Consider the following 24,073-nt stretch of genomic DNA (forward strand, 5'->3'; position numbering starts at 1 on the left):
TGTCAGGTGCGGGTGTTCACCGTTCCAGGCGGCCGTCGAATCGGCGCGGGAGGCCGAGCGGGTTGTCGTCGCGCAGCTCGGGCGGCAGCAGCGCCTCGGGAGCGCCCTGGTAGGTCACCGGGCGCATCCAGCGCTCGATGGCCGTGCCGCCGACGGAGGTCGACGTCGAGGTCGTCGCCGGGTAGGGGCCGCCGTGGTGCTGGGCGGGGGCCACCGCGACGCCGGTCGGCCAGCCGTTGACCAGCACGCGCCCGGCCAGCGGCGTCAGTTCGGCCAGCAGCTCGGGGCCGCGGCCCTCGCCTGCCGCCTCCTCCGTCGACAGGTGGACGGTCGCCGTGAGGTTGCCCGGCAGCCGGGAGAGCACGGCCTGCGCCTGGGCGTCGTCCTCGTAGCGGGCGACGACGGTGACCGGACCGAAGCACTCCTCCAGGAGCAGGTCGTACGCCCCCTCCTCGGCGAGCTTGTCCGCGCCCACCGTCAGGAAGCCCGCGCTCACCGTGTGCTCGCCGCCCGCTCCGGGCGTCACCGGCGACTCGACGTCGGGCAGCTCGGTGCGCTCGGCGACGCCGGCGAGGAAGTTGTCGCGCATGCGGTGGTCGAGCAGTACGCCCGCGTCGGTGTCGCTGACCGCGTCCGTCAGGGACTTGACCAGCCGGTCGCCGGCCGCGCCGCTCGGCGCGAGGACCAGGCCGGGCTTCACGCAGAACTGTCCGACGCCCAGCGTCATGGACCCGGCGAGACCGGTGCCGATGGCCTCGGCGCGCTCGGCCGCCGCGGCCTCCGTGACGAGGACCGGGTTGAGCGAGCCCAGCTCGCCGTGGAAGGGGATCGGGGTCGGGCGGGCCGCTGCCGCGTCGAAGAGGGCGCGACCGCCCCGTACCGACCCGGTGAAGCCGGCCGCGGAGATCAACGGGTGCTTGACCAGCTCGACGCCCGCCTCGAAGCCGTGCACCAGGCCGACGACGCCCTCGGGTATGGCGTGCGCGGCGGCGGCGCGGCGCAGCACCTTGGCGACCAGCTCGGACAGGGCCGGGTGGTCGGGGTGGGCCTTGACGACGACCGGGCAGCCCGCGGCGAGGGCGCTCGCGGTGTCGCCGCCGGCGACCGAGAAGGCGAAGGGGAAGTTGGAGGCGGAATAGACGGCGACGACGCCCAGCGGCACCTTGTAGCGGCGCAGGTCCGGGATGGGCGGGGTCGCGGTGTCGTCGGGGTGGTTGATGATCACGTCGAGGAAGGCGCCCTCGTCGACGATGTCCGCGAAGGCCCGCAACTGGTAGCAGGTGCGGGCGAGTTCGCCGGTGAGGCGGACCGGGCCGAGCGCGGTCTCCGCGTCGGCGGTCTCCACGAGCCAGTCCTTGGCGGCCTCCAGCTGCTCGGCGGCGGTGCGCAGGAAGGCGGCGCGGACGGCACGGTCGGCGAGGGAGCCGCGCGCCTCGTGCGCCGCGCGGACGGTGGCGTCCACCTCCTGGGCTGTGGCCTCCACCGCAACCTGTTCCCGCTGCTTCCCGGTTCGGGGGTCGACACTCCAGACTGGTGCTGCTGCCACCGCGGGTCCCTCCACGTATGTCTTGCGCTCGTTATTGCCGCAGTATCTGGGTCATCCACCAGGGTCGTTCGATATACTGAACGCTGTCTCTGATGATGAATATGCTGTTGGAGACTATAACTCTGTGTCTCGTCGAACGAAGGGGTCAAGGGCGATGTCGGCAGTCGAGACAGGCGGCGGGGCGCAGGTCAAGTCGGCGGTGCGGACCGTCGAATTGCTGGAGTACTTCGCCGGCCGCCCCGGAATGCACTCGCTCGCCTCGGTCCAGGAGGCCGTCGGCTATCCCAAGTCCAGCCTCTACATGCTGCTGCGCACGCTGGTCGAGCTGGGCTGGGTGGAGACGGACGCGACGGGCACGCGGTACGGCATCGGGGTGCGGGCGCTGCTGGTCGGCACGTCGTACATCGACGGTGACGAGGTGGTCGCGGCGGCCCGCCCGACCCTCGACCGCCTCTCCGACGACACGACCGAGACCATCCACCTCGCGCGTCTGGACGGCACGAACGTGGTCTACCTGGCCACCCGCCAGTCGCAGCACTACCTGCGCCCCTTCACCCGGGTCGGCCGCCGGCTGCCGGCCCACTCGACCTCCCTCGGCAAGGCGCTGCTGAGCACGTACTCGGACGAGCAGGTCCGCAAGATGCTCCCGGAGACGCTGCCGGCCCTGACCGAGAACACGATCACCGACCGCGAGAAGCTGATCGAGGAGCTGCACCAGGTCCGCGAGCAGGGCTTCGCCGTCGACCGCGAGGAGAACACGCTGGGGCTGCGCTGCTTCGGCGTGGCGATCCCGTACCGCACCCCGGCCCGCGACGCGATCAGCTGCTCGGTGCCGGTGGCCCGGCTCACCCCGGCCCATGAACAGATGGTGAAGGACGCCCTGTTCGACGCGCGCGACCGCCTCACCCTGGCGACTCGGAGGCTCTGACTCATAGGGTCGGGTCTCATGGACGTCGTACTGCGTGAAGTGCACGACAGCGATCTGCCCGTCTTCTTCCGGCAGATGAACGATCCCGAGGCCCTCCACATGGCCGCCTTCACCGCGAAGGACCCGGCCGACCGGGACGCCTTCGAAGCCCACTGGAAACGGATCCGGGCCTCCGACGCCGTAATTCGCACGATCCTGGCGGACGGCGACGTGGTGGGCAGCACGGCGGTGTACGGGGAGCCGGGCGAACGCGAGGTCACGTACTGGGTGGACCGGGCGTACTGGGGGCGGGGCGTGGCCACGGCCGCGCTGCGGGGGCTGCTGACGGAGGTGCCGGAGCGCCCGATGTACGCACGCGCCGCCGCCGACAACGCCGCCTCCCGGCGGGTCCTGGAGAAGTGCGGCTTCCGGATCACGGCCACGGCGACCGGGTTCGCGAACGCGCGGGGCGCGGAGATCGACGAGGTGGTGCTGACACTGGCCGCCGAGGCCGGCTAGCCCGCGTCGACGACCGCGGCTTTCATGAGCGCCCGATGAGAAATCCGGGCGGACGGGAACGATCCGGGCCGTTTCGTTCGTCTTCTGGGCGGGATGAACAAGACGATCAGGCGGGCCTCCGTCTTCGCGCTGCTGCTCGTGTTCGCGCTGCTGGTCAGGGCGACATGGGTGCAGTTCTACGACGGCAAGGCCCTGGCGGACGACAAGGACAACCGGCGCAACGCGATCGAGACGTACGCGGAGCCGCTCGGGAACATCATCGTGGCCGGGGAGTCGGTCACCGGCTCGGCGCGCACCAGCGGCGGCGACCTCGCGTACAAGCGCACGTACAAGGACGGCAAGCTGTACGCCGCGGTGACGGGCTACGCCTCGCAGGCGTACGCGCCGACCCAGCTGGAGGGCATCTACCAGGACCTGCTCAACGGCACGGACAGCCGCCTGAAGACGGTCATGGACACGATCACCGACAAGCGCGCCGATCCGGGCAACGTGGTCACGACGATCGACCCGGACGTGCAGAAGGCCGCCTATGACGCGCTCGGCGACAAGAAGGGCGCGGCCGTCGCGATCGACCCGGAGACCGGCAAGATCCTGGGCGTGGTGTCGACGCCGTCGTACGACCCGTCGTCGCTGACCGACGCCAACACGGCCGGTACCGCCTGGAAGAAGCTCAACGCCGACCCGGACAAGCCGCTCACCAACCGCGCGCTGCGGCAGCCGCTGCCGCCGGGCTCGACGTTCAAGCTGGTCGTGGCGGCGGCCGCGCTGGAGGACGGGCTGTACTCGTCGGTGGACGAGAAGACGGACAGCCCGGCCCCGTACACGCTGCCGGGCACGGTCACGCCGCTCAACAACGAGAGCAAGTCCGCGCCCTGCGAGAACGCGTCGATCCGCGTCGCGCTGCAGTACTCGTGCAACACCGTGTTCGCGAAGATGGCCGTCGACCTCGGCCAGGACAAGGTGCGGGCGATGGCCGAGAAGTTCGGCTTCAACGACACCGAGCAGGACGTTCCGGTGCGGGCCTACACCAGCGTCTACCCCAAGGACATGAACAAGTCGTCGACGGCCCTGACGGGCATCGGCCAGTACGACGTCACGGCGACGCCGCTCCAGATGGCCATGGTGTCCGCCGCGATCGCCAACGGCGGCAAGCTGGTCACTCCGCACATGGTCTCGCAGATCACCGACAGTGGCGGTGACGTGCTGAAGAACTACGACGACAGCACGAGCACGAAGGAGATCGTCAAGTCCTCGACGGCCGAGCAGCTGCAGTCGGCGATGCAGACGGTCGTCGAGAAGGGCACCGGTACGAACGCGCGGATATCGGGCGCGACAGTGGGCGGCAAGACGGGCACGGCCCAGCACGGCGAGAACAACAGCCAGACCCCGTACGCCTGGTTCACGTCGTACGCCAAGGCCGGCGACAAGGAGGTCGCCGTGGCGGTGGTGGTCGAACAGTCGAACGCGGCCCGCTCGGAGGTCAGCGGCAACGGCCTGGCCGCCCCCGTGGCCAAGGCCATGATGGAGGCGGCACTCAAGAACTAGGCCCGGACGGCTACTTCACGCCGAGGATCTGTTCCACCGGGTCGATCGCGAAGTACACCAGGAACAGCGCGGACACGCCCCACAGCAGCCAGTGGACCTCCTTCGCCTTGCCCAGGACCGCCTTGATGACGACGTAGGCCAGGAAGCCCGCGCCGATGCCGTCCGTGATCGAGTACGTGAACGGCATCGCGGCGATGGTCAGGAACGCCGGGATGGCGATCTCGTACCGGTCCCAGTCGATGTGCTTGACGTGGGTCATCATCAGGAACCCGACCGCGATGAGGGCGGGGGCCGCGGCCTGGAGCGGGACGATCGTCAGGATCGGCGTCAGGAAGAGCGCGAGGCCGAAGAGGCCGCCGGTGATGAGGTTCGCGAATCCGGTGCGCGCGCCCTCGCCGACGCCCGCCGCCGATTCGATGTACGCGGTGTTGGAGGAGGCCGATCCGAGGCCGCCCGCGACCGCCGCCGCGCCGTCGATGAACAGCACGCGCCCGATCCCCGGCACCTGCCCCTGCTCGTCGAGCAGCCCGGCCTCCGCGCTGATGCCGACGATCGTGCCCATCGCGTCGAAGAAGTCGGACAGGATCAGCGTGAAGACGAGCAGTACGGCGGTGAGGATGCCGGCCTTCGCGAAGCCGCCGAACAGGCTGAAGTGACCGACGAGTCCGAAGTCGGGCGTTGAGACGATCTTGTCGGGCACGTGCGGGGTGGTCAGGCCCCAGCTCTTGATGTCGGCGACCGCGTCGATGATGATCGCGACGATCGTCATGGTGACGATGCTGATCAGGATCGCGCCCTTCACCTTGCGCGCGAGCAGCGCGATGGTGAGCAGCACGCCGAGACAGAACACGAGGACGGGCCAGCCGGTGAGCCGCCCGACCGCGCCGAGCTGCACCGGCACCGTGGTCTGCGCCGCGTCCGGGATACGGCTGACGAACCCCGCGTCGACGAAGCCGATGAAGGCGATGAACAGCCCGATGCCGACGCCGATGGCCTGCTTGAGCTGCTGCGGAATAGCGTCCATGATCGCTTTCCGCAGCCCGGTGACGACCAGGACGCAGATCAGGATGCCCTCGAGGACGACGAGCCCCATCGCGTCGGCCCAGCTCATCAGCGGCGCCAACTGGAAGGCGACGACGGCGTTCAGGCCGAGGCCGGCGGCGATGGCGAGCGGGAGGTTGCCACCGACCCCCATGATGATCGTCATCACACAGGCCACCAGGGCGGTGGCGGTGACGAGTTGACCGGTGTCGAGGGTGTGCCCGAACTTGTCCTTCGCGCTGCCCAGGATGATGGGATTCAGGACAAGGATGTAGGCCATCGTGAAGAACGTGGCGAAGCCGCCGCGTACCTCCCGGCCGATGGTGGATCCCCGTTCGGAGATCTTGAAGAACCGGTCGACCCCGTTCGCCCCTGGCGGCGCGGCACTTGGCCCGGCGGTCGCCCTCTTCGTCTCGGACATGGCGGGTGCTCCTAGGTACATGATCGTTCGTGTGCGGATGCTGGCTGGATTGTTCCCGCGTTGAACGCGTTTCAGGTTTTCCTCGTGTTACGGAATCGAAGTCGACCCGTCAGACTGCGTTCGACAGCGCGTACGAAGCATCGAGTCGATCACTGCTACGCTTCCGGATCTCGCCCGGACCACCTCCGGATGATCACATGTCATACACATGACACGCACAGGAAGGTCACCCGTGGGCACTGTCGTCGACGACGCAGCCTCCGTGGAGTTCCATGCCTTCTTCGAGCGGCACTACGCCGAACTCTCCCGGCTCGCCCATCTGTTGACCGGTGAGGCGGACGCCGCCGACGACCTGGCGGCGGACGCGCTGCTCGCACTGTGGCACCGCTGGGACCGGGTACGCGCCGCGGACCACCCGGTCGCGTACGCCCGTGGCGTGGTCGCCAACCTGGCCCGCACCCGCATCCGCAGCGCGGTGCGCGAACGCCGGCGGATCTCGCTGTTCTGGTCGCAACGCGAGGAGAAGACCGAGAACCCCGACATCGCGGGTGTGGTCGACGTCCAGGAGGCGCTGCGCCGGCTGCCGTTCCGGAAAAGGGCGTGTGTGGTGCTTCGTCACGCCTTCGATCTGTCGGAGAAGGACACCGCGCTCGCCCTGGGTGTTTCCGTGGGTACGGTTAAGTCCCAGACGTCCAAGGGGATGGCGGAGCTGCAGAGGCAGCTGGGCTCCCAGGGCGTCCCACAGAAGGTGCACGCGGCGATGGCACGCGGCGGCGAGACCGGAGGACGGGACCGATGAGGCAGCAGGACGTGCACGACGAGCTGCGCGCCCGGCTGCACGAGGCGGCCGAGGCGCACGAGCCGGACCGGGCCAGGATCCTGGCCCGCGTCGAGCGGGGCATGACCGCGCAGGACCGCCGCGACCACCGGGCGACCCGGCCACCGGTGTGGGGCTGGGCGCGGGTGGTCGGTGCCACGGCCGCGGTCGCGGGCATGCTCGCGGTCGGCGGCTACGCGGTGGCGTCGGCCGTCAAGCACGACACCCACCCCCAGCAGCAGACCGTCGAGACCTCGCCGACGCCCACGCCGTCGCCGGACGCGACGAGCCGCGCGCCCGTCCCGCCGGTGAACCCGAAGCCGAGCCGGTCGCAGGAGACCCACAGGGCGAGCAGCTCGCCCACCTCCCAGCCCTCGGCCTCCGTCTCCGTGCTGCCGTCCGCCGGCGGCGAGAGCGACGGCCCGCTGTGGTCGGACGGCTCGGTGGACCCGCACAGCGGCGACTTCTGGGCGCAGAGCAACCTCACCCTGAAGACGAGCTCGCAACTGACCGCGCTCACCGTGCAGTTGAAGATCGCGCAGACGGGCGGGGTCACCAACGCCGGCGCCTGGCGCTCGCTGCCGGAGCAGGACTTCGACCTCACGGTCACCGAGCAGGACGGCTTCCTGGTCTACACCTGGACGCTCAAGCCGGGCAGCACGGTCGCCAAGGGCGAGTGGGTGTTCGCCGGGCAGTACAACCACACGCGCGGCGGCCGGGACGCGAAGGACGACAGCTACACGATCACGGCGACGGCGGACGGCAAGCAGCGTTCGGTGGGCGGCGGCTTCGCGGCCCACACGGACGGCGAGGGCGACTCGTAAAAAGTTCCGAAGTCGCGGCAACCCTTTCCGTGCCGGTGGCGACCAGGAGACAGAAGGTTCCTCGAGTCCCCACGGAGCAAGACCCTTGAGCACGCACAAGAAGCACCTCACCCGCAGACGTGTGCTGGGGGCCTCCGCGATCGGCGTGGCCGCCACCGGCGCCGCGGTCGCGGGCGGCACCGGCCTGCTGGCCTCCGCCTCCGCCGCGGGCTTCGGGTACAGCGACGACGGCAAGAACTACGTCGTGAACACCGGCTCCGCCCTCGTCTTCAGGGTCTCCAGGACGACCGGCGACATCACGTCCCTGGCCTACAAGGGCAAGGAGTACGAGGGGTACGGCGGCAAGCACTCGCACGTCGAGTCGGGGCTCGGCGCCTCCACGGTCACGATCGAGCAGTCCGGGTCGACGATCCTGATCAAGGTCGTGCACGGCGCGATCACCCAGTGGTACGCGGCCCGCAGCGGCCAGGACAACGTGTACCTGTGGACGGACAAGGCGGACGCGTCCTTCACCGCGACCCGCTACATCGTCCGCCTCAAGCCTGGCATGTTCCCCAACACTGGCTCGGACGCCTGGGACTCGACGAAGGACACGATCATCGAGGCGGGTGACGTCTGGCGGGCCCCGGACGGCACGACCCACTCCAAGCACTACTCGGGCAAGCGGACCATCGACTACGACTACGTCGGCCTCACGACGGGTTCGGTCGGCCTCTGGCTGGTCCGCTCCAACCACGAGAAGGCGTCCGGCGGCCCCTTCTACCGCTCCCTCCTTCGCCACTCGAACGAGGGCGGTGCGGGCCTGTACGAGATCCTGCACTACAACGAGGCCCAGACGGAGGCGGAACGTTTCGGCCTCCAGGGTCCGTACGTCATCTCGTTCACGGACGGCGGCGCGCCCTCCTCCTCGCTCTTCCAGGCCAACCTCGACACCTCGTGGGTGGACGGCCTCGGGATCACGGGCTGGGTCGGCAAGGCAGGGCGCGGCAAGGTGGCGGGCGTCGGCCTGAAGGGCATGGACGCGAAGTACCCGTACACCGTGGGCTTCGCGAACGCGGACGCGCAGTACTGGGCGAAGGCCGCGGCCGGCACCGGGGCCTTCTCCTGCAAGGGGATGCTGCCGGGGACGTACACGCTGACCGTCTACAAGAACGAACTGGCCGTGCACACCGAGTCGGTGAAGGTCACGGCGGGCGGTACGACGTCCCTGCACACGCTCGCCATCACCGGCGACCCGTCCACCGCGGGTGCCGTCTGGCGGCTGGGCGACTGGGACGGCACGCCCGGGGAGTTCAAGAACGCCGAGCTGATGACGTACGCGCATCCGTCCGACGGGCGCGCGGCGAAGTGGACCGGCAACGTCACGATCGGCAGCGGCAGCGAGGCCGCGTCCTTCCCGGCGTACATCTGGAAGGACGTCAACGACGGGATCCTGGTCTACTTCAAGCTGACCAAGGCGCAGGCGGCGGCCGCGCACACGCTGCGAGTGGGTGTGACCGACGCATTCTCCAACGGGCGGCCGCGGGTTACCGTGAACGAGTGGGTGTCCCCGATTCCCACTGCGCCCACACAGCCCTCAACGCGTTCCCTCACCACGGGTTCCTACCGCGGGAACAACCACACCTTCACTTTCAGCGTCCCTAGTAGTGCGTGGAAGACGGACACCTCCCAGTACAACGTCCTGAAGATCAACATCGTGAGCGGCTCGGGCGGCGCTGCGTACCTCAGCGCCGGCACGTCGTTCGACGCCATGGACCTGCTGACCTGAGCCCCCCTCGGTCAGCAGCCGCCGACTGAGCCCCCCTCGTCGGCGACAGACGCCCCGCCGGTGACGACCGGCGGGGCGTTCGGTCTTCCCGGTTCAGTTCATGGTGGATCCGATGGTCGTGGACCCCGTGGTGAGGAACGTGGTCGCCGGGAGCGAGCCGTCCGACTTGCGGGCTCCGTACGCCGTCGTCGCGTCCGTCGACTTGAAGGCCGGGGTCGAGACACCGCTGTCCCAGTTGTTCGCCGCGGACACCGTCGACGAACTCAGCTTGTCCAGACCGCCCTTGTTGCTCACCGCCAGGTTGCGGGCCAGGCGGGCCTTGCCCGTGGCGAAGTAGAAGCCGGCCTCGGCGTTGGAGTACGCGGTGTTGCGGTTCAGGACGATCGCGCCGGTGTTGGAGTTCTCGGTGAAGCCGTTGAGCGTGTTGTCCCAGGCCGCGTTGTTGTTGACGACGTGCGCGACCGCGACGCCCCCGCCGCCCAGCTTGAACCCGTTGCCGTTGCCCTCGAAGGCGGAGTCGTTCCAGCGGTTCTTGCCGTTGCCGAAGGCCCAGCTGTGCTCGATGGTGACCGGCGAGGAGAACTGCCACAGGTCGAGGCCGTCGTCGGAGTTGTTGTAGAGGCGGGCCCCGGTGACCTTGTTGCCCGTGCCCGAGCCGAACTTGATCGCGATGCCGTCCGCGTTCTGACCGTGCCCGGCGGCGTCGTAGTTGCCGTAACTGTCCAGGTTCTGGACGAGGTTGTTCACCGTGTCGTCGCCGCGCAGCGTGAACCCGGAGTCGCCGTTGTTCGCGGTGACGAGGTTCTTGAAGACACCGCCGGTGGACGAGGTGACGACGAAGCCCTGGGCCGGGGAGTTCTGGAAGGTGAGGTTCTGGACGGTCCAGTAGCTGCCGTAGATGCCGGTGAGCCAGGAGCCGGCGGGCAGCTTGGAGCCGTCGATCTTCACCTTCTCGCTGCCGTACGCCTGGAGGGTGATCCGGCTCGAACTCGTGCCGCTGGCCGTGGACTTGAGGGTGGCCGTCGGGTAGTACGTGCCGGCGCGCACCTGGATGACGGTGCCCGCGGCGGCGTTCTTCACGGCCGACTCCAGCTGGGCCGTGGTGGACACGGTGACCGTCGTCGTCGCGGCCTGGGCGCCGCCGTTCGACAGGCCGAGGTAGACGCCGCCCGCCCCGGCGGAGACGGCCACCGCCGCGGCGATGGAGAGCGTGCGCGTCCGACGGTGGCGTCCGGTGCTGAGTCGCACTGGGCGTTCCTTTCCTAGGGGATGCCTACGCGATCAGGTCGCCGCCAAGGCCGGAAAGGTTGCCGCGCCCCACCGAAAACCCCCGAAACTTTCGCCCCGCTCCATCCCCCGTCTACCGGTTGACGTGCTGTTTCCCACTGGTGACACTCCGAAGGCGCGCATGCACCGCCCACTCAGGAGCCCCGCCCGTGAACCACCCCAAGTACGCCGGTTACCTCTTCGCCTACTTCACCGGCGAGGGCACCGCCGACGGCGAACAGATCCGCTACGCCCTCAGCCGCGGCAACGACCCCCTGCACTGGCGGGAGTTGAACCAGGGCAAGCCGGTCCTGACGTCGACGACCGGCGAGAAGGGCCTGCGCGACCCCTTCGTGATCCGCTCCCCCAAGGGCGACAGGTTCTATCTCATCGCCACCGACCTGCGCATGTACAAGAACAGCAGCGGCAGTTGGGACTACGTCCAGCGGCACGGCAGCAGGTCCGTCATGATCTGGGAGTCCACCGACCTGGTTCACTGGACCGACCAGCGCCTGGTGAAGGTGGCCCCGGACAACGCGGGCAACACCTGGGCGCCGGAGGCCTCTTGGGACGGCTCGCTGGGTGAGTACGTCGTCTTCTGGGCGTCGAAGCTGTACGCCGACGACGACCCCGACCACACCGGGTCGACGTACAACAAGATGCTCTACGCCACGACGAAGGACTTCCGCACCTTCAGCGAGCCGAAGGTCTGGGACGACCCCGGCTACTCGGTGATCGACTCGACTGTCGTGAAGTACAAGGACACTTACTACCGCTACACCAAGGACGAGCGCGACCCGTCCTCCAGCTCGCCGTGCTCGAAGTTCATCACCGGCGAGAAGTCGACGAGCCTGACCTCGACCACGTACGACTTCGTCTCGGACTGCATCGGCAGCGGCGCGATCGACCGCGGCGAGGGGCCGACGGTCTTCAGGTCCAACACCGAGAAGAAGTGGTACCTGTTCATCGACGAGTACGGCGGCCGCGGTTACGTCCCCTTCGAGACGACCGACCTCGACTCCGGGAAGTGGACGCCGTCCAGCAACTACCAGCTGCCCTCAAGTCCGCGGCACGGCACGGTACTTCCGGTGACGCAGGAGGAGTACGACCGGCTGCTGGCCGCGTATCCGGCGACCCCGACCTCGGTCGTGGACGCGACGGCCAAGGACCAGAAGGGGTACGCCGTCGTCACCGAGGCCTCCTCGAAGGTCGTGCTGCCGATGAAGCCGGACGCGGACCTGTCCCGCCTGGCGCCGAAGCTCGCGGTGGGTAAGGGCGCGAGCGTCAGCCCCAAGTCCGGTACGCACCACGACTTCCGGACCCCGCAGACGTACACCGTGACGGCCGCCGACGGCACCGCCTGCACCTGGACCGTCGAGGCCGTCCGCACCCGCAGCCCGATCCTGCCCGGCCTCGACGCCGACCCGGACGTGCACTGTCTCGACGGCCAGTACTGGATCTATCCGACGACCGACGGCAACCAGGGCTGGGGCAGCACGAGTTTCAAGGCCTACTCGTCACCCGACCTGGTCCACTGGAAGGACCACGGCGTCATCCTCGACCTCGGCCCGGACGTCTCCTGGGCGGACGAGTACGCCTGGGCGCCCGCGGTCGCCGAGCGCGACGGCAAGTACTACTTCTACTTCTGCGCCGAGCAGCAGATCGGGGTGGCGGTCGCCGACTCCCCCGCCGGGCCCTTCAAGGACGCGCTCGGCAAACCCCTGGTGGCGAAGGGCGGTTCGCTGGCGGGCCAGATGATCGACCCGGCCGTCTTCACGGACGACGACGGGACCTCGTACCTCTACTGGGGCAACGGGCACGGGTACGTCGTACCGCTGAACGAGGACATGACCTCGTACGACCCTGCGAAGGTGAAGGACATCACCCCGGACGACTTCCGGGAGGGATCCTTCGTGATCAAGCGGAAGGGCACCTACTACTTCATGTGGTCCGAGGACGACACCCGCAGCGAGAACTACCACGTCGCCTACGCGACGGGACCGTCCCCGCTCGGTCCGTGGACCAAGCGGGGGACGATCCTGTCCAAGCGTCCCGAGTACGGCATCCTCGGCACCGGCCACCACTCCGTGGTGAACGCGCCCGGCACCGACGACTGGTACATCGTCTACCATCGCTTCGCCCTGAACGGGCCTGGCAGGCCCGGCGGTGACGGCATGCACCGGGAGACGACCGTCGACCGGCTGTGGTTCGCCGCGGACGGTACCCTTCAGCCGGTCGTGCCGACCCTGGAGTCGATCGGGCCGGTACGGACCGACAAGCCTAGCTGACGAAGTACGTCGGGTTCGGGAGCTTGTAGGTGCGGTCGGCGTATCCGCCGTCGAGGTCCGAGTACTGGTCACCGAAGTTGGCGACGACCTCGTACCCGAGGTCGTCCTCGATGTGCTTGCGCGTGCCGGACTTGTACTGCACGGTCGTGCAGTTCCAGGTGCCCGGGGTGGCGCAGGCGCTCAGGTAGGCCGGCGGGTTCGCCTTGTCCTTGAGGAACATGTGGTCGGCGTCGAGGTTCACATCGGCGCCGATCTTCTTCAGGTTGGCGACGGCGGCGGTGCGCTGCGCCTCGCTCAGACCGGAGTTGTAGAAGACCTCGACACCCTTGGACTCGGCGTACTGGACCAGCTCGGCGCTGCCGAACACGCCAGGGCGGTCCGCCTTGTTCACGTAGTCGGCCCAAGTGGTCGAGTTGTACGTGTAGTTGTAGCGCTTCTCGTAGTCCAGGCTGAGCAGCAGCGTGTCGTCGATGTCGAAGACGACCGCGGGCTTCTCGCCGCGGTGGTGGGCCTTGCGGGCCGCCTGGTCGATGTACTTGCGGGCAGCGGCGTCGATGCGCGCGAGGTCATCGGCGTACGGGCTGTCCGGGGACGCCTGGTACACGCCGTTGGCGTCGGCCGTGGTGCCGTAGTAGGTGTCGATGTCCTTGACCAGGAGCCCGATGTTGTAGGGCTCGTGGGTGGAGTTGGCCGTGGACTGGCCGGCCGTGGCGGCACCGGCGCCGTAGAGAGCGGCGCCGGTGACGGCACACGCTGCGGCGATCGCCGCGATACGCAGTGGCTTATGCATGACAGGTTTCTACGCGCGTCACCCCCGTGGGCGCGAGACCCGTTGCCCGATCGAGACCTATGTGTCGGGCAAAGAACGGGTCAAGCGCCCCGGACGGGCGGGTTCCGGTTCAGTTCATGGTGGCGCCGATCGTGCTGCTGCCGGTCGTCAGGAACGTGGTCGCGGGCAGGGTGCCGCTGGAACTACGGGCGTTGTACGTGCTGCTCGCGTCCGTCGAGATGAACGCGGGCGTCGAGATCCCGGAGTCCCAGTTGTTGCCGGACGAGGTGACCGAGGAGCCCTTGGTGACCGAGCCGCTGCCGTTGCTCACGGCGAGGTTCTTGCCGAGCTTCGCCGAGCTGGTGGCGAAGTAGTAGCCCCACTTGCTGTTGGCGTACGCGGTGGTGCGGTTGATGACGATCGCGCCGGTGTTGGAGTTCTCGGTGAAGCCGTTGCCGGCGTTGCCCCAGGCCGCGGAGTTGTTGACGACGTGGGCGACCACCTCGCCGTCGCCGCCCAGCTTGTAGCCGTTGCCGTCGCCCGCGAAGGCGGAGTCGGACCAGCGGTTGACGCCGTTGCCGAAGGACCAGGTGTGCTCGACGGTGACCGGCGTGGAGAAGGACCAGAAGTCGATCCCGTCGTCCGAGTTGTTGTAGAGCCGGGCGCCGGTGACGAGGTTCCCGCTGCCGGAGCCGAACTTGATGGCGATCCCGTCGGCGTTCTCGCCGTGGTTGGCGGCGTCGTAGTTGCCGTACGAGTCGATGTTCTTGACCGTGTTGTTGACGGTCCCGTCGCCGGTGAGGGTGAAGCCGGAGTCGCCGCCGTTGATGGTCTTGATGTTGTTCCAGTTGGTGCCGGTGCAGGACTGGCAGACGACCGCGCTGTCCGGGGAGTTCTGGAAGGTGATGTTGGAGACGTTCCAGTAGTCGGCGGTCAGCTTGAAGATCCAGTCGCCGGAGGGCAGCGAGGACCCGTCGATCTTCACGGTCTCCGAGCCGTACGCGGTGAGCGTGATCGGCGACGAGGAGGTGCCGTTGGCCGTGGACTGGAGGGTGGCCGTCGGGTAGTAGGTGCCGCCGCGGACCTGGATGACGGTGCCGGCGGTGGCGTTCTTGATGGCGTTGGACAGGTCGGTCGAGTTGCTGACGACCACGGTGGCGGCCTGCGCCTGGGTGGGGAGGACGGCGAGGCCGGCGCCGAGGGCGAGGGCCGCCGCGGTGGCGAGAGCGGTACGACGAGACATGGAGTGCGGTCCTTTCGTCGTGCGGGGATGTGGATGGGGGGATCACAGGACGCGGTCGAGCCAGGTGAGGACCTCGTCCTGCATGCGGTCGGTGAAGACATGGCCGAGGTCGGGCCAGGACTTCAGGTGCAACCGCTCCTCGGCGTGGCGGGAGCGCCAGACGGCGCGCAGCCGGTCGTAGGCGGCTTGGACGCCCTCCGGCGGGAACAGCGGATCGAGGCCGCCGTCGAAGAAGAGCACCGGCCTGGGTGCGGCGATGCTCGCCACGTCGGGGAAGTCGAGGTAGCGGGGCAGCCCCGGGTGGAGCATGTAGTACGCGGACTGCCCGCGCAGGATGTTGTTGCCGGGCACCATCAGCTGCTTGAGACCGCTCATCCAGCAGACGGCGGCGACGGCAGCGACGGCGTCGGTGAGCGCGGCGGTCTGCCAGGCGCGGTAGGCGCCCATGGAGTAGCCGACGGCCGCGACCCGCCGGGGGTCCACCCGGTCGAGGCCGGCGAGGAACTCGGCCGCGCGCGTCCTCGCGGGCCATGAGTCCGGCGAGGGAGGAGCCGAGGTTGAAGAAGTTGCTTGCCAGGGCCTGCTGTTGCTCGTAGGTGACGGGGCCGCGGTCGCCCCAGCCGGGAGCGTCCAGGCACAGCACGACGTATCCGCGCCGGGCGAGCTCGTCGCCGACGAACCGCCCGCTGAAGTGACAGCCCGCCCAGTCCCGCGCGGAGGCGAGGCGCCGGTCGTCGTACCAGGGCCGGACGAACTTCTCCTTCCCGATGTCGAACCGGGACCCGTGGTCGTGGAGGAGCAGCACGGCGGGGAAGGGCCCGGGGCGGCCCCGCGGGGTGAGCAGGGCGCCGCGGACACGTTCGTGACGGGTGAGGGAGAGGGTGACCAACTCCCTTGTGTATCCGTCACCTTCGGAGATGCCGTCGTACTCGGATGCGTACGGCGTCTCGTCCTGCCGCTCCACCAGGAGGTGCTCCTCGACCTCGGCGCGGGCGGTGTGCCGCCACTCCTCGAAGTCGCGGACGGGTGAAGTGCCCCAGGCGAGGGGGAAGTTGAGCTCCTTCTTCAGCGCCGGGTAGAGACCGTCAGGAGCGCTCATACGGCCGCCAGTCGCCCAGGTAGGCCTTCCTGGTGTGCGAGCCGGCCTCCTCGGGCGTCAGCTGCGGCCGGTTGTCCGGCACCGAAATCACCGCGCCGGGGCCGGAGTTGGCGTACTCCCTGAAACGCATGGTCTGCCAGGGATAGGTGTCCCGCATGTTGGTGTAGGGCACGACGGGGTCGATGCCGGGCCCGATCCAGGAGTCGCGGACGACCAGCGAGGGCCAGGCGGTCGTCTCGTACGACGGGACCCATGGGCGGGCCAGTTTGTACGCCGCGTCCTCCGCGCCGGAGGTGATCCGGGAGCGGACGGCGAGGATGCCGTGCGGGTTGGCACGGGCGGTGGAGGGGGCGAAGACCATGCCCTTGGGGGTGAAGGTGACGTCCCGCTGGAGGGTGTGGAAGTGGCACTCGTCGAAGACGGCGGTGGCCCGCCCGAAGACGAAGTCGACGTCACCCTCGATGTGACAGCGGCGGAAGTACTGCCGGTCGAAGGCGTCGAGCGCGCTCGTGTCGACGAAGAGGGTGTCCTGGCGGGCGAGGAGCCGGACGTTCTCGAAGTACGACCGGTCGCCCGTGACGTAGGCCGCGACCGCCTGGGTGCCGGTGATGTCGGGGTGGTCGGCGCGCAGCCAGTCGTTGGCGAGGGTCAGGTCGCGGACGGTCAGCCCGGGCGCGGCGGAGGTGAAGGTGGCGGAGCCGGCCGTGCCGTAGGTGGTGCCGTCGGGCTTCTTCGTGCCGTTGGCGTGGTCGAAGACGACGACGGTGGCGCGGGGGTCGCGGGTGGCACCGCGGATGGTCAACTCGGCAGTGGTCGCCGGGATGTTGACGACCTCGCGATAGGTGCCAGGGTGGACGACGATCGTCCGGCCCGGGCCGCCCACTGTGTCGACGGCTGCTTGGAGGGAGTCGCCGGGGTGGACGTGCAGGACACGGCGGGAGCCGGTGGAGACGGGGTCGGCGCCGGAAAGGCTTGCCGCAGAGGCGGAGCCGGCTGCGAAAGCGCGGCCGGTGCCCGCGGCGAGGAGGCCTCCGGTGAGGCCCGTCAGGAGAGCGCGTCGGGTGGGCATCTCAGCAGCCCTCCTTCCAGGGCGCCCAGTCGCCGAGGTAGGTCTCGCGGGTCGCCGACTCCGCTTCCGTGCCGGTGAGTTGGGGCCGGTTCGCGGGGACGGTGATCCTGGCCCCCGGCCCGGTGTTGCGGTACTCGGCGAACCGCTGGCTCTGCCACGGATAGGTGTCCGACATGTTGGTGTAGGGCGTGACCGCGTCGATGCCGGGGCCGAGGTGGGTGTCCCGGACGGTCAGCATCGGGCGGGCGGTGGGGTCGGAGCCGGGCACCCAGGGGCGGGCCAACTTGTAGTAGGCGTCCGGGGCTTCACTGCTCACGGTGGAGCGGGTCACCAGGTAGCCGCGCGGATTGGCGACCGCGGTGGACGGCGCGAAGACGAAGCCGTAGGGCGCGGCGGCGAGGTCGGTGCGGTTCAGCGTCCGGAATTGGCAGCGGTCGTAGACGGCCGTGGCCCGCCCGAAGACGAAGTCGACGTCACCCTCGACGTAACACCCCGTGTAGTACTGGCGGGCGAAGGTGCCGAGGGCCATCGAGTCGGAGTACAGGGTGTCCTGGTGGCCGAGGAAGCGGCAGTGGGCGAAGGCACTGCGGTCGCCCTGCACCTTGATGGCCACCGCCTGGGTCCCGGTGATCTCGGGGTGGTCGGCGCGCAGCCAGTCGTTGGCGAAGGTGATCCAGCGGGCGGTGAAACCGTCGGCCTGCACGGTGGTGGTGGCCGAGCCGGTGGTGCCGTAGGTGCCGCCGCCGGGCTTGGGGGTGCCGGCCGCGTTGTCGTAGACGATCACGACATCGCGCGGGTCCTCGGAGGCGCCGATCCAGGTGGCCTCCGTACGGGTGACGTCGACGGAGACCGTCTCGCGGTAGACGCCGGGCGCGAGAACCAGGGTCCAGCCACTGCCGGCGGCCGCTGTGACGGCGTCCTTGACGGTGGTGTGGTCGCCGCGGCCCTGGGCGTCGACATACAGGGTCTGCGGGGTGAGGCGGGCGGCGGGCGAGCCGAAGCGGCCGAAGGGGCGTCGGTGGCCGTCGGTGCCGGTGAATACCGATGCGGACGTGCCGTCGGCCCGGGCCGGGCCCGACGCCAGGCCGAGCGCGGTGGCCGTCGCGGCGGTCGCGAGCAGGAATCCCCTTCTGGACAGGGGGAGTTGGCTGTGGTGCGAGGACATGCGGGTGCTCCTTGGGGGTGCGGCTCAAGCAGGGGGTTTCCTCGCGTGGGGGATGGGGCCGGGGCAGTGGTCGGCATCCGCCCCGGCCGGTACGGCGGTGTCAGCAGATGCGGCCTGCGCCCGCGCCGCGGTCGACGATGCCCGGTACCTTCTTCGCCGGGTCGGTCTTCGTGCGCAGGGTGGGCGTCCAGCCCGCGCCCGACTGGAGGATCTCCGTGGGTACTTCGGCGTTGTGGACGGCGATCAGGTCGGTGAGCTCGCCGTTGACGTAGTTGTCGTCGGCGGTCAGCGGCGCTTCCTTCCACTTCTTCAGGATCGAACCGGCGCTCACCCCGTCGGCCAGCGTGAACGCGTTGTGCTCGGCGACGAGTTGGGACTCCATGCCGATGCCGTAGCTGTAGGAGAAGCCGTCCTGGGCCACGAAGTGGTTGTTGTACGAGTCGACTTGTCCGAACCGGACGCGCGGCGCCCGCTCCACCAGGTTCGAGAACAGGTTGTGGTGGAAGGTGACCTTCAGATGCCCCCGGTCGACGGCGGCCGTCGAGGCGCTGTCGCTGTTGCCGATCAGGATCGTCTTGTCGTGGTCCTCGAAGACGTTCCAGGAGGCGGTGACGTAGTCGGCGCCCTTGACGATGTCGAGCTCGCCGTCGTGCTGCTCGTAGATCCGCCCGAAGTAGTAAGGCAGCGTGCTGTCCGGGTGGTCGCCGTCGGTGAAGGTGTCGTGGTCCATCCACACATGCGTCGACCCGTAGACGACGGCGCTGTCGTACTCGGAGTTCCAGTTGCCGTCGGCGGTGTCGGTCGGGTCCCACTGCGGGAAGCAGTCGAGCGGGCTCTCGAAGGCCAGATTCCGCACGATGACGTTGTCGACGCCCTTGATCTGCAGGCTGGCGCCCTTGAAGCCGGCGTCCTTGCCGACGCCGATGATCGTGGTGTTGGCCGGGATGTCCGCCTTGATGTAGGCGTCCTGCTGGGCGGCCGAGGCACGCCTCAGCCCCTCGGGGCTGTCGTCGGGCTCGGCGTCGAGCGTCTTGTCGTGCCCCCAGACGGCGGGGTCGTACTTGGCGAGGTAGGCGGCGAAGTCGTACCCGGCCACCGCGAACGAGTCACAGCTCGGCCCGTCGGCATCGATGGTGCCCTTCACCTTGATGATCTTCGGCGCGCTGCCTCCGTCGGCGAGGGCGGCCTTGAAGCCGGCCCAGTCGGTGACGGTGTAGACGTGCGCGGAGTCGGCGGCCGAGCCGCCGGTGGTGCCGGTGCCGTAGGAGCCCCAGCCGTCGTTCGCGCCCAGCACCTGGCGGGCGAGGTCCCTGGGCTGGGCCTGGGCGGCGGAGGCCCCGGTGACGCCGAGCACCAGGGCGGTGCACCCCACGACGGACGCTATGACGCGTCCATGACATTTCTGTGTACGCACTGTGCGGCTCTCCTCGTTACACGGCCGAGGCGTCGGTCGCCTCGGGCCAGGTGATCCAGGACGTGGGAATCTCGTCGTGCAGCCGGATGACGTCCCGCGGTGCGAGCACCCGCGTGCGCAGCAGCTCCCGCGCCACGAGCCGCGCCACGGCGATCGCGCCCGGCGGGTTGAAGTGCGTGTTGTCCTGCTCGGTGTCGGTCCAGTTGAAGTAGACCTTCGTCTCCTCGACCCCGAGCTCCTGCCAGAGCGCGAGCGACAACGCCTCGACGTCGAGCAGCGCGACCCGCTCCTCCTGGGCGAGCGCGCGCATGGCCGCGGGATAGTCGCCGTGGGTCGGCACCGCGTTGCCGTCGGCGTCGAACTTCCGGCGCTCGACGGGAGTGGCGAGCACGGGCCGGGCCCCCTTGGAGCGGGCCCCCTCGATGTACAGCCGCAGATAGTCCTGGTACGTCGTCCAGGGCTCGGTGTACCGGATGGGATCGGCGCTCTTCTCGTCGTTGTGCGCGAACTGGATGAGAAGGAGATCGCCGGGCCAGATCAGCCCGAGAATGGCATCGAGCCGACCTTCGTCGACGAAACTCTTCGAACTCCGCCCGTTCACGGCGTGATTGGCGACGGCGAGTTCTTTCCGAAGGAAGAACGGAAGCGCCATGCCCCACCCGGTCTCCGGGGCGGCGTCGGCGTATTTCTGCGCGGCGGTGGAATCACCGGCGATGTAGAGCGTGCGATGGCGCTGCGCTGCTTGAGCGGGATTGCCCGCGAGCGCGAGAGGAACGGCGGCAAGAGCGGCCGCGGTGATTTGTCTGCGGGTGACTGACAAGACCCTGCACCTTTCTGACCTGAGGGGTGCGGGACTGCGGTGAATTTGCGGCTATCGCCGCGCGGGCGCGACCAGCCACAACCGACCGACAGTCCCCCACCAACCGCATCTACGCAAAACCTCAGTGGTTCTTCTTCCAGTCCGCCTGAGCCTTGTTCAGCTGATCGGCCAGCGTGTCCAGGAACTCCTTCACGCTCATCTTCCCGAGCAGCACCTTCTGGAAGTTCGGCTCGTTGTCGGCCTTGGAGATGGTGTTCCAGTCCGGCAGGTAGTACGGCAGCTGCACGATCTTCGTACCGTCACCGTTCAACGCCTCGGCCGCCAGCTTCGTCGGCTCGGCCTTCTGGATCCACGCGTCCTGCGCGGCCTCCGTGTTCGCCGGAATCTGCCCGGCGGACTCGTTGAACTTCGAGTTCTCCGCATGCGAAACCGCGAACTCCACGAACTTCCAGGCGGCCGCCTTGTTCTTGCTGGACTTGAAGACGCTCAACCCGTCGACCGGGTTGGAGATCTGCACCCGGGTCCCGTCGTCCTGTGTCGGGTTGGGCAGCCCCCGGAACTTGTCGGCACCGAGCGCCTTCAAGTGGTCCTGGTACGAGCCGAGGTTGTGGCTCAGCATCCCGATCGTGCCGCTGTCCCACTGCGCGACCATCTTGGTGAAGTCGTTGTTGACGTCGGCGGACGGTGTGTCCTTCTTGTACAGCGCGACGTACTTCTCCAACGCGGCGACGTTCTTGGGGTCGTTGACGGTCGTCGTGTCGCCGTTCCAGAACGAGGTGATTCCGCTCTGGCTGTACGCGGCGTCCAGCGCCGGCGCGATGGACCCCTCGCCGCCGCGAATCGTGAACCCGAACTCGTTCTTGCTCTTGTTCGTGAGCTTGTCGGCGGCCGTGTAGAACTTCGACCACGTGGTCGGCGCGTCCAGGCCGGCCTTCTTGAACAGGTCGGTCCGGTACCACAGCGTGCCGTTGTTCGACGAGGTCGGGATCTGGTACAGCTTGCCGCCGCCACCGGCGGCCCTGCTGCTGTCCAGCAGGTTCTGGCTCAGTTTGCCGTTCAGCGAGCTCTTCTCCAGCCGGCTGTCCAGCGGCTCCAGCGCCCCCTGCACGGCCACCTCGGCGAGCATCGCCGTGCCGACACCGCCGACGTCCGGCAGGCCGCCGCCCTGGATGGCCGTGTCGTACTTGGACTGGGCGCTCGCGGCGGGGATGCCGACGTACTTGACCTTGATGTTCGGGTTGGCCTTCTCGAAGTCGGCGATGATCTCCTTCCAGATGTCGGTGCGGACACCGCCGTTGTTGTCCCAGAAGGTGATCTCGCCCTTGCCGGAGCCCTCGTTCCCCTTGTCCCCCGCGCTGCCGCTGCCGTCGTCGCCGCAGGCGGTGGCGGTCAGCGCGAGCACGGAGCCCAGGGCGACGGCGATGGCGACGCGCCTGCTTCTACGGATGCTGCTCTTCATTGGTCGGCTCTCTTCTTCTGGATCCAACGGAGATATGAAGTTGTGGGGGGTCTGCGAGACGCTGCTCAACGGCGGGCGTAGGGCGCCCAGTTGTCGTCGCCGCTGAGGTAGTCGGCGACGGTGTGCGTCCACGCGTCGGCATCACTCATCTGCGGCCGGTCGGCCGTGACAGCCGCGCCCGGCCCGAAGTTCCGGTACTCGGCGAACCGCGCGTCCTTCCACGAGAACCCGCTCATGTCGGTCCACGGAGACGACTTGACCGCGGCCGGCAGCTCGGTGTCCCGGATCAACACCTGGGCGACTGCGGCCGGTTCACCGCCGGGATGCCAGGGCCGCCCCAGATGGAAGGACTGCTCGGGCGCGTCACTGACGACCTTCGACCGGGTGATCAGGAACCCGTACGGATTGCCCGTCCAGGTCGAAGCGGCCGTCATGTAGCCGTTGTTGGTGGTGGAGCCCCGGCTCAGCAGCCGGATCACCGACCGCTCGATCACGGTCGTGGCCCGCCCGTAGACGAAGTCGACGTCGCCCTCGATGTACGAGTCGTGGATGTAGCCCCGGCTGGTCGCGTCCAGCTTCGGGCTGTCCGTCATCAGCGTGTCCTGGTTGCCCAGGAAGGCCGTGTCCTCGAAGACGATCCGGTCGCCGGTCGTCTTCATCGCGAGGGCCTGCTCGCCGTTCAGCTCGACCGCGGCCTCGTCGAAGTCGTTGCTGAAGGTGAGGTTGCGGGCGGTGACGTCGTTCGCCGCGATCCGCACGGTCGCGCTGCCCGTCGAACCCCCGTACGCGGCGGGCGTGTCGTAGACGATGACCGTGTCCGAGCGGTCCCGGCCGGTCCCCTCCAGCACGACGTTCGGCTTGGTCGCGGGGATGTAGACCTTCGCCCGGTACGTCCCCGGCGCGACGGCGATCGTCACGGGCACGGCGTTCCCGTCCGGCACGGCGTCCACCGCGGCCTGCACGGTCGGGTACTCGCCGGGCACGTGGAGCGTGATCCCGATCCGCCGCTGCGGCCCGGAGAAGCGCTTCACCAGTGCCGGTACGGCGGCGGCCGGGTCCAGCCGGTAGTCGTAGAACTCCCGCGGATCGAACGCGGCACCCCACTCGTCGGTCCGCCCGGTCGTGTCCTTCAGGATCGACCCGCGCTGCACCAACTCCGCGGTGGCGTCGGCCTGGTAGGGGTGCTGGATCCCGTCGTAGTAGCTGTTCTCGATGACCATCTTCGTGTGGCCACGGGACCAGTTCCCGTACGTCCAGACGGGGTCCCCGTCGGCCACCTGGTTCGAGAGGTAGTTGTTGTAGAGGTGGGCATAGGCGCAGTTGTCGGCCGACGGATTGCGCTGCTTCGTACCCGTGAACCAGTTGTGGTCGATGGTCACCTGCGTCTTGACGTTGGTCGTCCAGCCGATCCCGAACGCCTTGTTGTGGTTGCTGAATTGGTTGTACGAGACGGTGATGTACTGGCTGTCCTTGCGCAGGTCGATCAGCCCGTCTCCCATGTGCGTGAGGCGGTTGTGGTCGATCCAGACGTGGTCGACGGTGTCGAGCTGGATCGCGTCGAAGTCCTGCGTCTTGCCGTCCCAGTCGCCCTCGACATAGGAGTCACGGATCGTCAGATTGCGGATGATGACGTTGTGCGTACCGGGGTTGAGATGCAGCTCCCCGTGCACGATCTCGCCGCTGCCGCCGACCCCGATGATGGTCTTGTCCGAGCCGACGACGACGTCCGAGCCGAAGGGCTCGACGGCTATCGACCCCAACACCCTTATGATGTACGGCTCTTCGGCCGCCGCGTACTTCATCAGCGAGGCCTGGTCGGTGACCGTCACGACCTTGCCGCCCGCGCCACCGGTGGTGCCCCCGGCGAGGGAGGCGAAGCCGTGCGCCCGGTCGCTGAAACGGTCGGCGGAAACCGGGGCCTGCACGGTGTTCGCCGCCCTGGCCTGCCCGATCGCCCCGAGGCTCAGCGCGGCCACCAGCCCGATCACGGCGGCCAGAACCTTGCCCGTCCCCGGTCTCGGCACCGGTCTCGGCAAGCGCTTGCTATGAAGGTGCTGCGTCATTGCGGCTCCCAACAGGCGTACAGATGCGGT

18 protein-coding genes and 1 pseudogene are annotated in these 24,073 nt (G+C 68.7%); 7 read left to right on the forward strand and 12 right to left on the reverse strand.

Annotated features, from left to right (window positions below):
- Nucleotides 1-16 precede the first annotated feature (16 nt).
- Nucleotides 17-1,546: an aldehyde dehydrogenase (NADP(+)) gene (locus ABZ848_RS17035; protein ID WP_360832034.1), complete on the reverse strand. Its 1,530-nt coding sequence runs from the start codon at nucleotides 1,544-1,546 to the stop codon at nucleotides 17-19.
- A 154-nt stretch (nucleotides 1,547-1,700) separates the two neighbouring features.
- Between ABZ848_RS17035 and ABZ848_RS17040 the strand changes: the two genes are divergently transcribed.
- The 3 genes from ABZ848_RS17040 to ABZ848_RS17050 all read left to right on the forward strand — a co-directional run bounded on the left by ABZ848_RS17040 (nucleotide 1,701) and on the right by ABZ848_RS17050 (nucleotide 4,517).
- Complete coding sequence (locus ABZ848_RS17040) at nucleotides 1,701-2,474, forward strand: IclR family transcriptional regulator (RefSeq protein ID WP_242774417.1); 774 nt, start codon at nucleotides 1,701-1,703, stop codon at nucleotides 2,472-2,474.
- An 18-nt stretch (nucleotides 2,475-2,492) separates the two neighbouring features.
- A complete protein-coding gene (locus ABZ848_RS17045) occupies nucleotides 2,493-2,972 on the forward strand; it encodes a GNAT family N-acetyltransferase (protein ID WP_360832036.1) in 480 nt (159 codons plus the stop codon).
- Between the two features lie 93 nt (nucleotides 2,973-3,065).
- Complete coding sequence (locus tag ABZ848_RS17050; RefSeq protein ID WP_360832038.1) at nucleotides 3,066-4,517, forward strand: penicillin-binding transpeptidase domain-containing protein; 1,452 nt, start codon at nucleotides 3,066-3,068, stop codon at nucleotides 4,515-4,517.
- Nucleotides 4,518-4,527: 10 nt separating this feature from the next.
- On the opposite strand, the gene ABZ848_RS17055 is transcribed toward ABZ848_RS17050, so the two are convergent.
- Nucleotides 4,528-5,979: an NCS2 family permease gene (locus ABZ848_RS17055; protein WP_360832040.1), complete on the reverse strand. Its 1,452-nt coding sequence runs from the start codon at nucleotides 5,977-5,979 to the stop codon at nucleotides 4,528-4,530.
- Nucleotides 5,980-6,211: 232 nt separating this feature from the next.
- Between ABZ848_RS17055 and ABZ848_RS17060 the strand changes: the two genes are divergently transcribed.
- The 3 genes from ABZ848_RS17060 to ABZ848_RS17070 all read left to right on the forward strand — a co-directional run bounded on the left by ABZ848_RS17060 (nucleotide 6,212) and on the right by ABZ848_RS17070 (nucleotide 9,388).
- Nucleotides 6,212-6,778, forward strand: coding sequence for a SigE family RNA polymerase sigma factor (locus tag ABZ848_RS17060; protein ID WP_360832042.1), 567 nt, complete (start codon nucleotides 6,212-6,214; stop codon nucleotides 6,776-6,778).
- Entirely contained in the window at nucleotides 6,775-7,620 is an 846-nt protein-coding gene (locus tag ABZ848_RS17065) for a hypothetical protein (protein ID WP_360832045.1), read from the forward strand. Before ABZ848_RS17060 ends, ABZ848_RS17065 begins: the two co-directional genes overlap by 4 nt.
- 85 nt (nucleotides 7,621-7,705) lie before the next feature.
- A complete protein-coding gene (locus ABZ848_RS17070; RefSeq protein WP_360832048.1) occupies nucleotides 7,706-9,388 on the forward strand; it encodes a rhamnogalacturonan lyase B N-terminal domain-containing protein in 1,683 nt (560 codons plus the stop codon).
- 93 nt (nucleotides 9,389-9,481) lie between these two features.
- Here ABZ848_RS17070 and ABZ848_RS17075 read toward each other — a convergent pair whose 3' ends face one another.
- A complete protein-coding gene (locus ABZ848_RS17075) occupies nucleotides 9,482-10,636 on the reverse strand; it encodes a right-handed parallel beta-helix repeat-containing protein (protein ID WP_360832050.1) in 1,155 nt (384 codons plus the stop codon).
- A gap of 188 nt (nucleotides 10,637-10,824) precedes the next feature.
- Between ABZ848_RS17075 and ABZ848_RS17080 the strand changes: the two genes are divergently transcribed.
- Entirely contained in the window at nucleotides 10,825-12,942 is a 2,118-nt protein-coding gene (locus ABZ848_RS17080; RefSeq protein ID WP_360832053.1) for a family 43 glycosylhydrolase, read from the forward strand.
- Here ABZ848_RS17080 and ABZ848_RS17085 read toward each other — a convergent pair.
- The 9 genes and pseudogenes from ABZ848_RS17085 to ABZ848_RS17125 form a co-directional block, all read right to left on the reverse strand.
- The gene (locus ABZ848_RS17085) at nucleotides 12,935-13,732 is read right to left on the reverse strand and encodes an HAD family acid phosphatase (protein WP_360832055.1); all 798 of its coding nucleotides are present in this window, start codon (nucleotides 13,730-13,732) and stop codon (nucleotides 12,935-12,937) included. The genes ABZ848_RS17080 and ABZ848_RS17085 overlap by 8 nt on opposite strands.
- Nucleotides 13,733-13,841: 109 nt before the next feature.
- A complete protein-coding gene (locus ABZ848_RS17090) occupies nucleotides 13,842-14,954 on the reverse strand; it encodes a chondroitinase-B domain-containing protein (protein WP_360832058.1) in 1,113 nt (370 codons plus the stop codon).
- A 42-nt stretch (nucleotides 14,955-14,996) separates the two neighbouring features.
- A pseudogene (locus ABZ848_RS17095) lies at nucleotides 14,997-16,053 on the reverse strand (alpha/beta fold hydrolase).
- Nucleotides 16,040-17,122 carry a pectinesterase family protein gene (locus tag ABZ848_RS17100; RefSeq protein ID WP_360832061.1) on the reverse strand — a complete coding sequence of 361 codons (1,083 nt, stop codon included), beginning with the start codon at nucleotides 17,120-17,122 and terminating at the stop codon, nucleotides 16,040-16,042. The pseudogene ABZ848_RS17095 and the gene ABZ848_RS17100 overlap by 14 nt, the downstream one beginning before the upstream one ends.
- A 1-nt stretch (nucleotide 17,123) precedes the next feature.
- Nucleotides 17,124-18,287 carry a pectinesterase family protein gene (locus ABZ848_RS17105; protein WP_360832063.1) on the reverse strand — a complete coding sequence of 388 codons (1,164 nt, stop codon included), beginning with the start codon at nucleotides 18,285-18,287 and terminating at the stop codon, nucleotides 17,124-17,126.
- Nucleotides 18,288-18,387: 100 nt separating this feature from the next.
- Nucleotides 18,388-19,659 (reverse strand): pectate lyase, encoded by a 1,272-nt coding sequence (locus tag ABZ848_RS17110; protein ID WP_360832066.1) that lies wholly within the window; start codon nucleotides 19,657-19,659, stop codon nucleotides 18,388-18,390.
- A gap of 58 nt (nucleotides 19,660-19,717) precedes the next feature.
- Nucleotides 19,718-20,521: a rhamnogalacturonan acetylesterase gene (locus ABZ848_RS17115; RefSeq protein ID WP_360832069.1), complete on the reverse strand. Its 804-nt coding sequence runs from the start codon at nucleotides 20,519-20,521 to the stop codon at nucleotides 19,718-19,720.
- Nucleotides 20,522-20,642: 121 nt separating this feature from the next.
- Entirely contained in the window at nucleotides 20,643-21,980 is a 1,338-nt protein-coding gene (locus ABZ848_RS17120) for a sugar ABC transporter substrate-binding protein (protein WP_360832071.1), read from the reverse strand.
- A gap of 65 nt (nucleotides 21,981-22,045) precedes the next feature.
- Nucleotides 22,046-24,043, reverse strand: a complete 1,998-nt coding sequence (locus tag ABZ848_RS17125) for a pectinesterase family protein (RefSeq protein ID WP_360832074.1) — start codon at nucleotides 24,041-24,043, stop codon at nucleotides 22,046-22,048.
- Nucleotides 24,044-24,073 lie beyond the last annotated feature (30 nt).

Origin of the sequence: Streptomyces sp. NPDC047081 (assembly GCF_040643775.1) — a bacterium.
In the GTDB taxonomy this organism is placed as follows: domain Bacteria; phylum Actinomycetota; class Actinomycetes; order Streptomycetales; family Streptomycetaceae; genus Streptomyces.

Coding starts and splice junctions, on each gene's coding strand:
- ABZ848_RS17040 (WP_242774417.1), top strand. CDS start 1,701: ATGTCGGCAGTCGAGACAGGCGGCGGGGCGCAGGTCAAGTCGGCGGTG.
- ABZ848_RS17045 (WP_360832036.1), top strand. CDS start 2,493: ATGGACGTCGTACTGCGTGAAGTGCACGACAGCGATCTGCCCGTCTTC.
- ABZ848_RS17050 (WP_360832038.1), top strand. CDS start 3,066: ATGAACAAGACGATCAGGCGGGCCTCCGTCTTCGCGCTGCTGCTCGTG.
- ABZ848_RS17055 (WP_360832040.1), bottom strand. CDS start 5,979: ATGTCCGAGACGAAGAGGGCGACCGCCGGGCCAAGTGCCGCGCCGCCA.
- ABZ848_RS17065 (WP_360832045.1), top strand. CDS start 6,775: ATGAGGCAGCAGGACGTGCACGACGAGCTGCGCGCCCGGCTGCACGAG.
- ABZ848_RS17085 (WP_360832055.1), bottom strand. CDS start 13,732: ATGCATAAGCCACTGCGTATCGCGGCGATCGCCGCAGCGTGTGCCGTC.
- ABZ848_RS17090 (WP_360832058.1), bottom strand. CDS start 14,954: ATGTCTCGTCGTACCGCTCTCGCCACCGCGGCGGCCCTCGCCCTCGGC.
- ABZ848_RS17100 (WP_360832061.1), bottom strand. CDS start 17,122: ATGCCCACCCGACGCGCTCTCCTGACGGGCCTCACCGGAGGCCTCCTC.
- ABZ848_RS17105 (WP_360832063.1), bottom strand. CDS start 18,287: ATGTCCTCGCACCACAGCCAACTCCCCCTGTCCAGAAGGGGATTCCTG.
- ABZ848_RS17120 (WP_360832071.1), bottom strand. CDS start 21,980: ATGAAGAGCAGCATCCGTAGAAGCAGGCGCGTCGCCATCGCCGTCGCC.
- ABZ848_RS17125 (WP_360832074.1), bottom strand. CDS start 24,043: ATGACGCAGCACCTTCATAGCAAGCGCTTGCCGAGACCGGTGCCGAGA.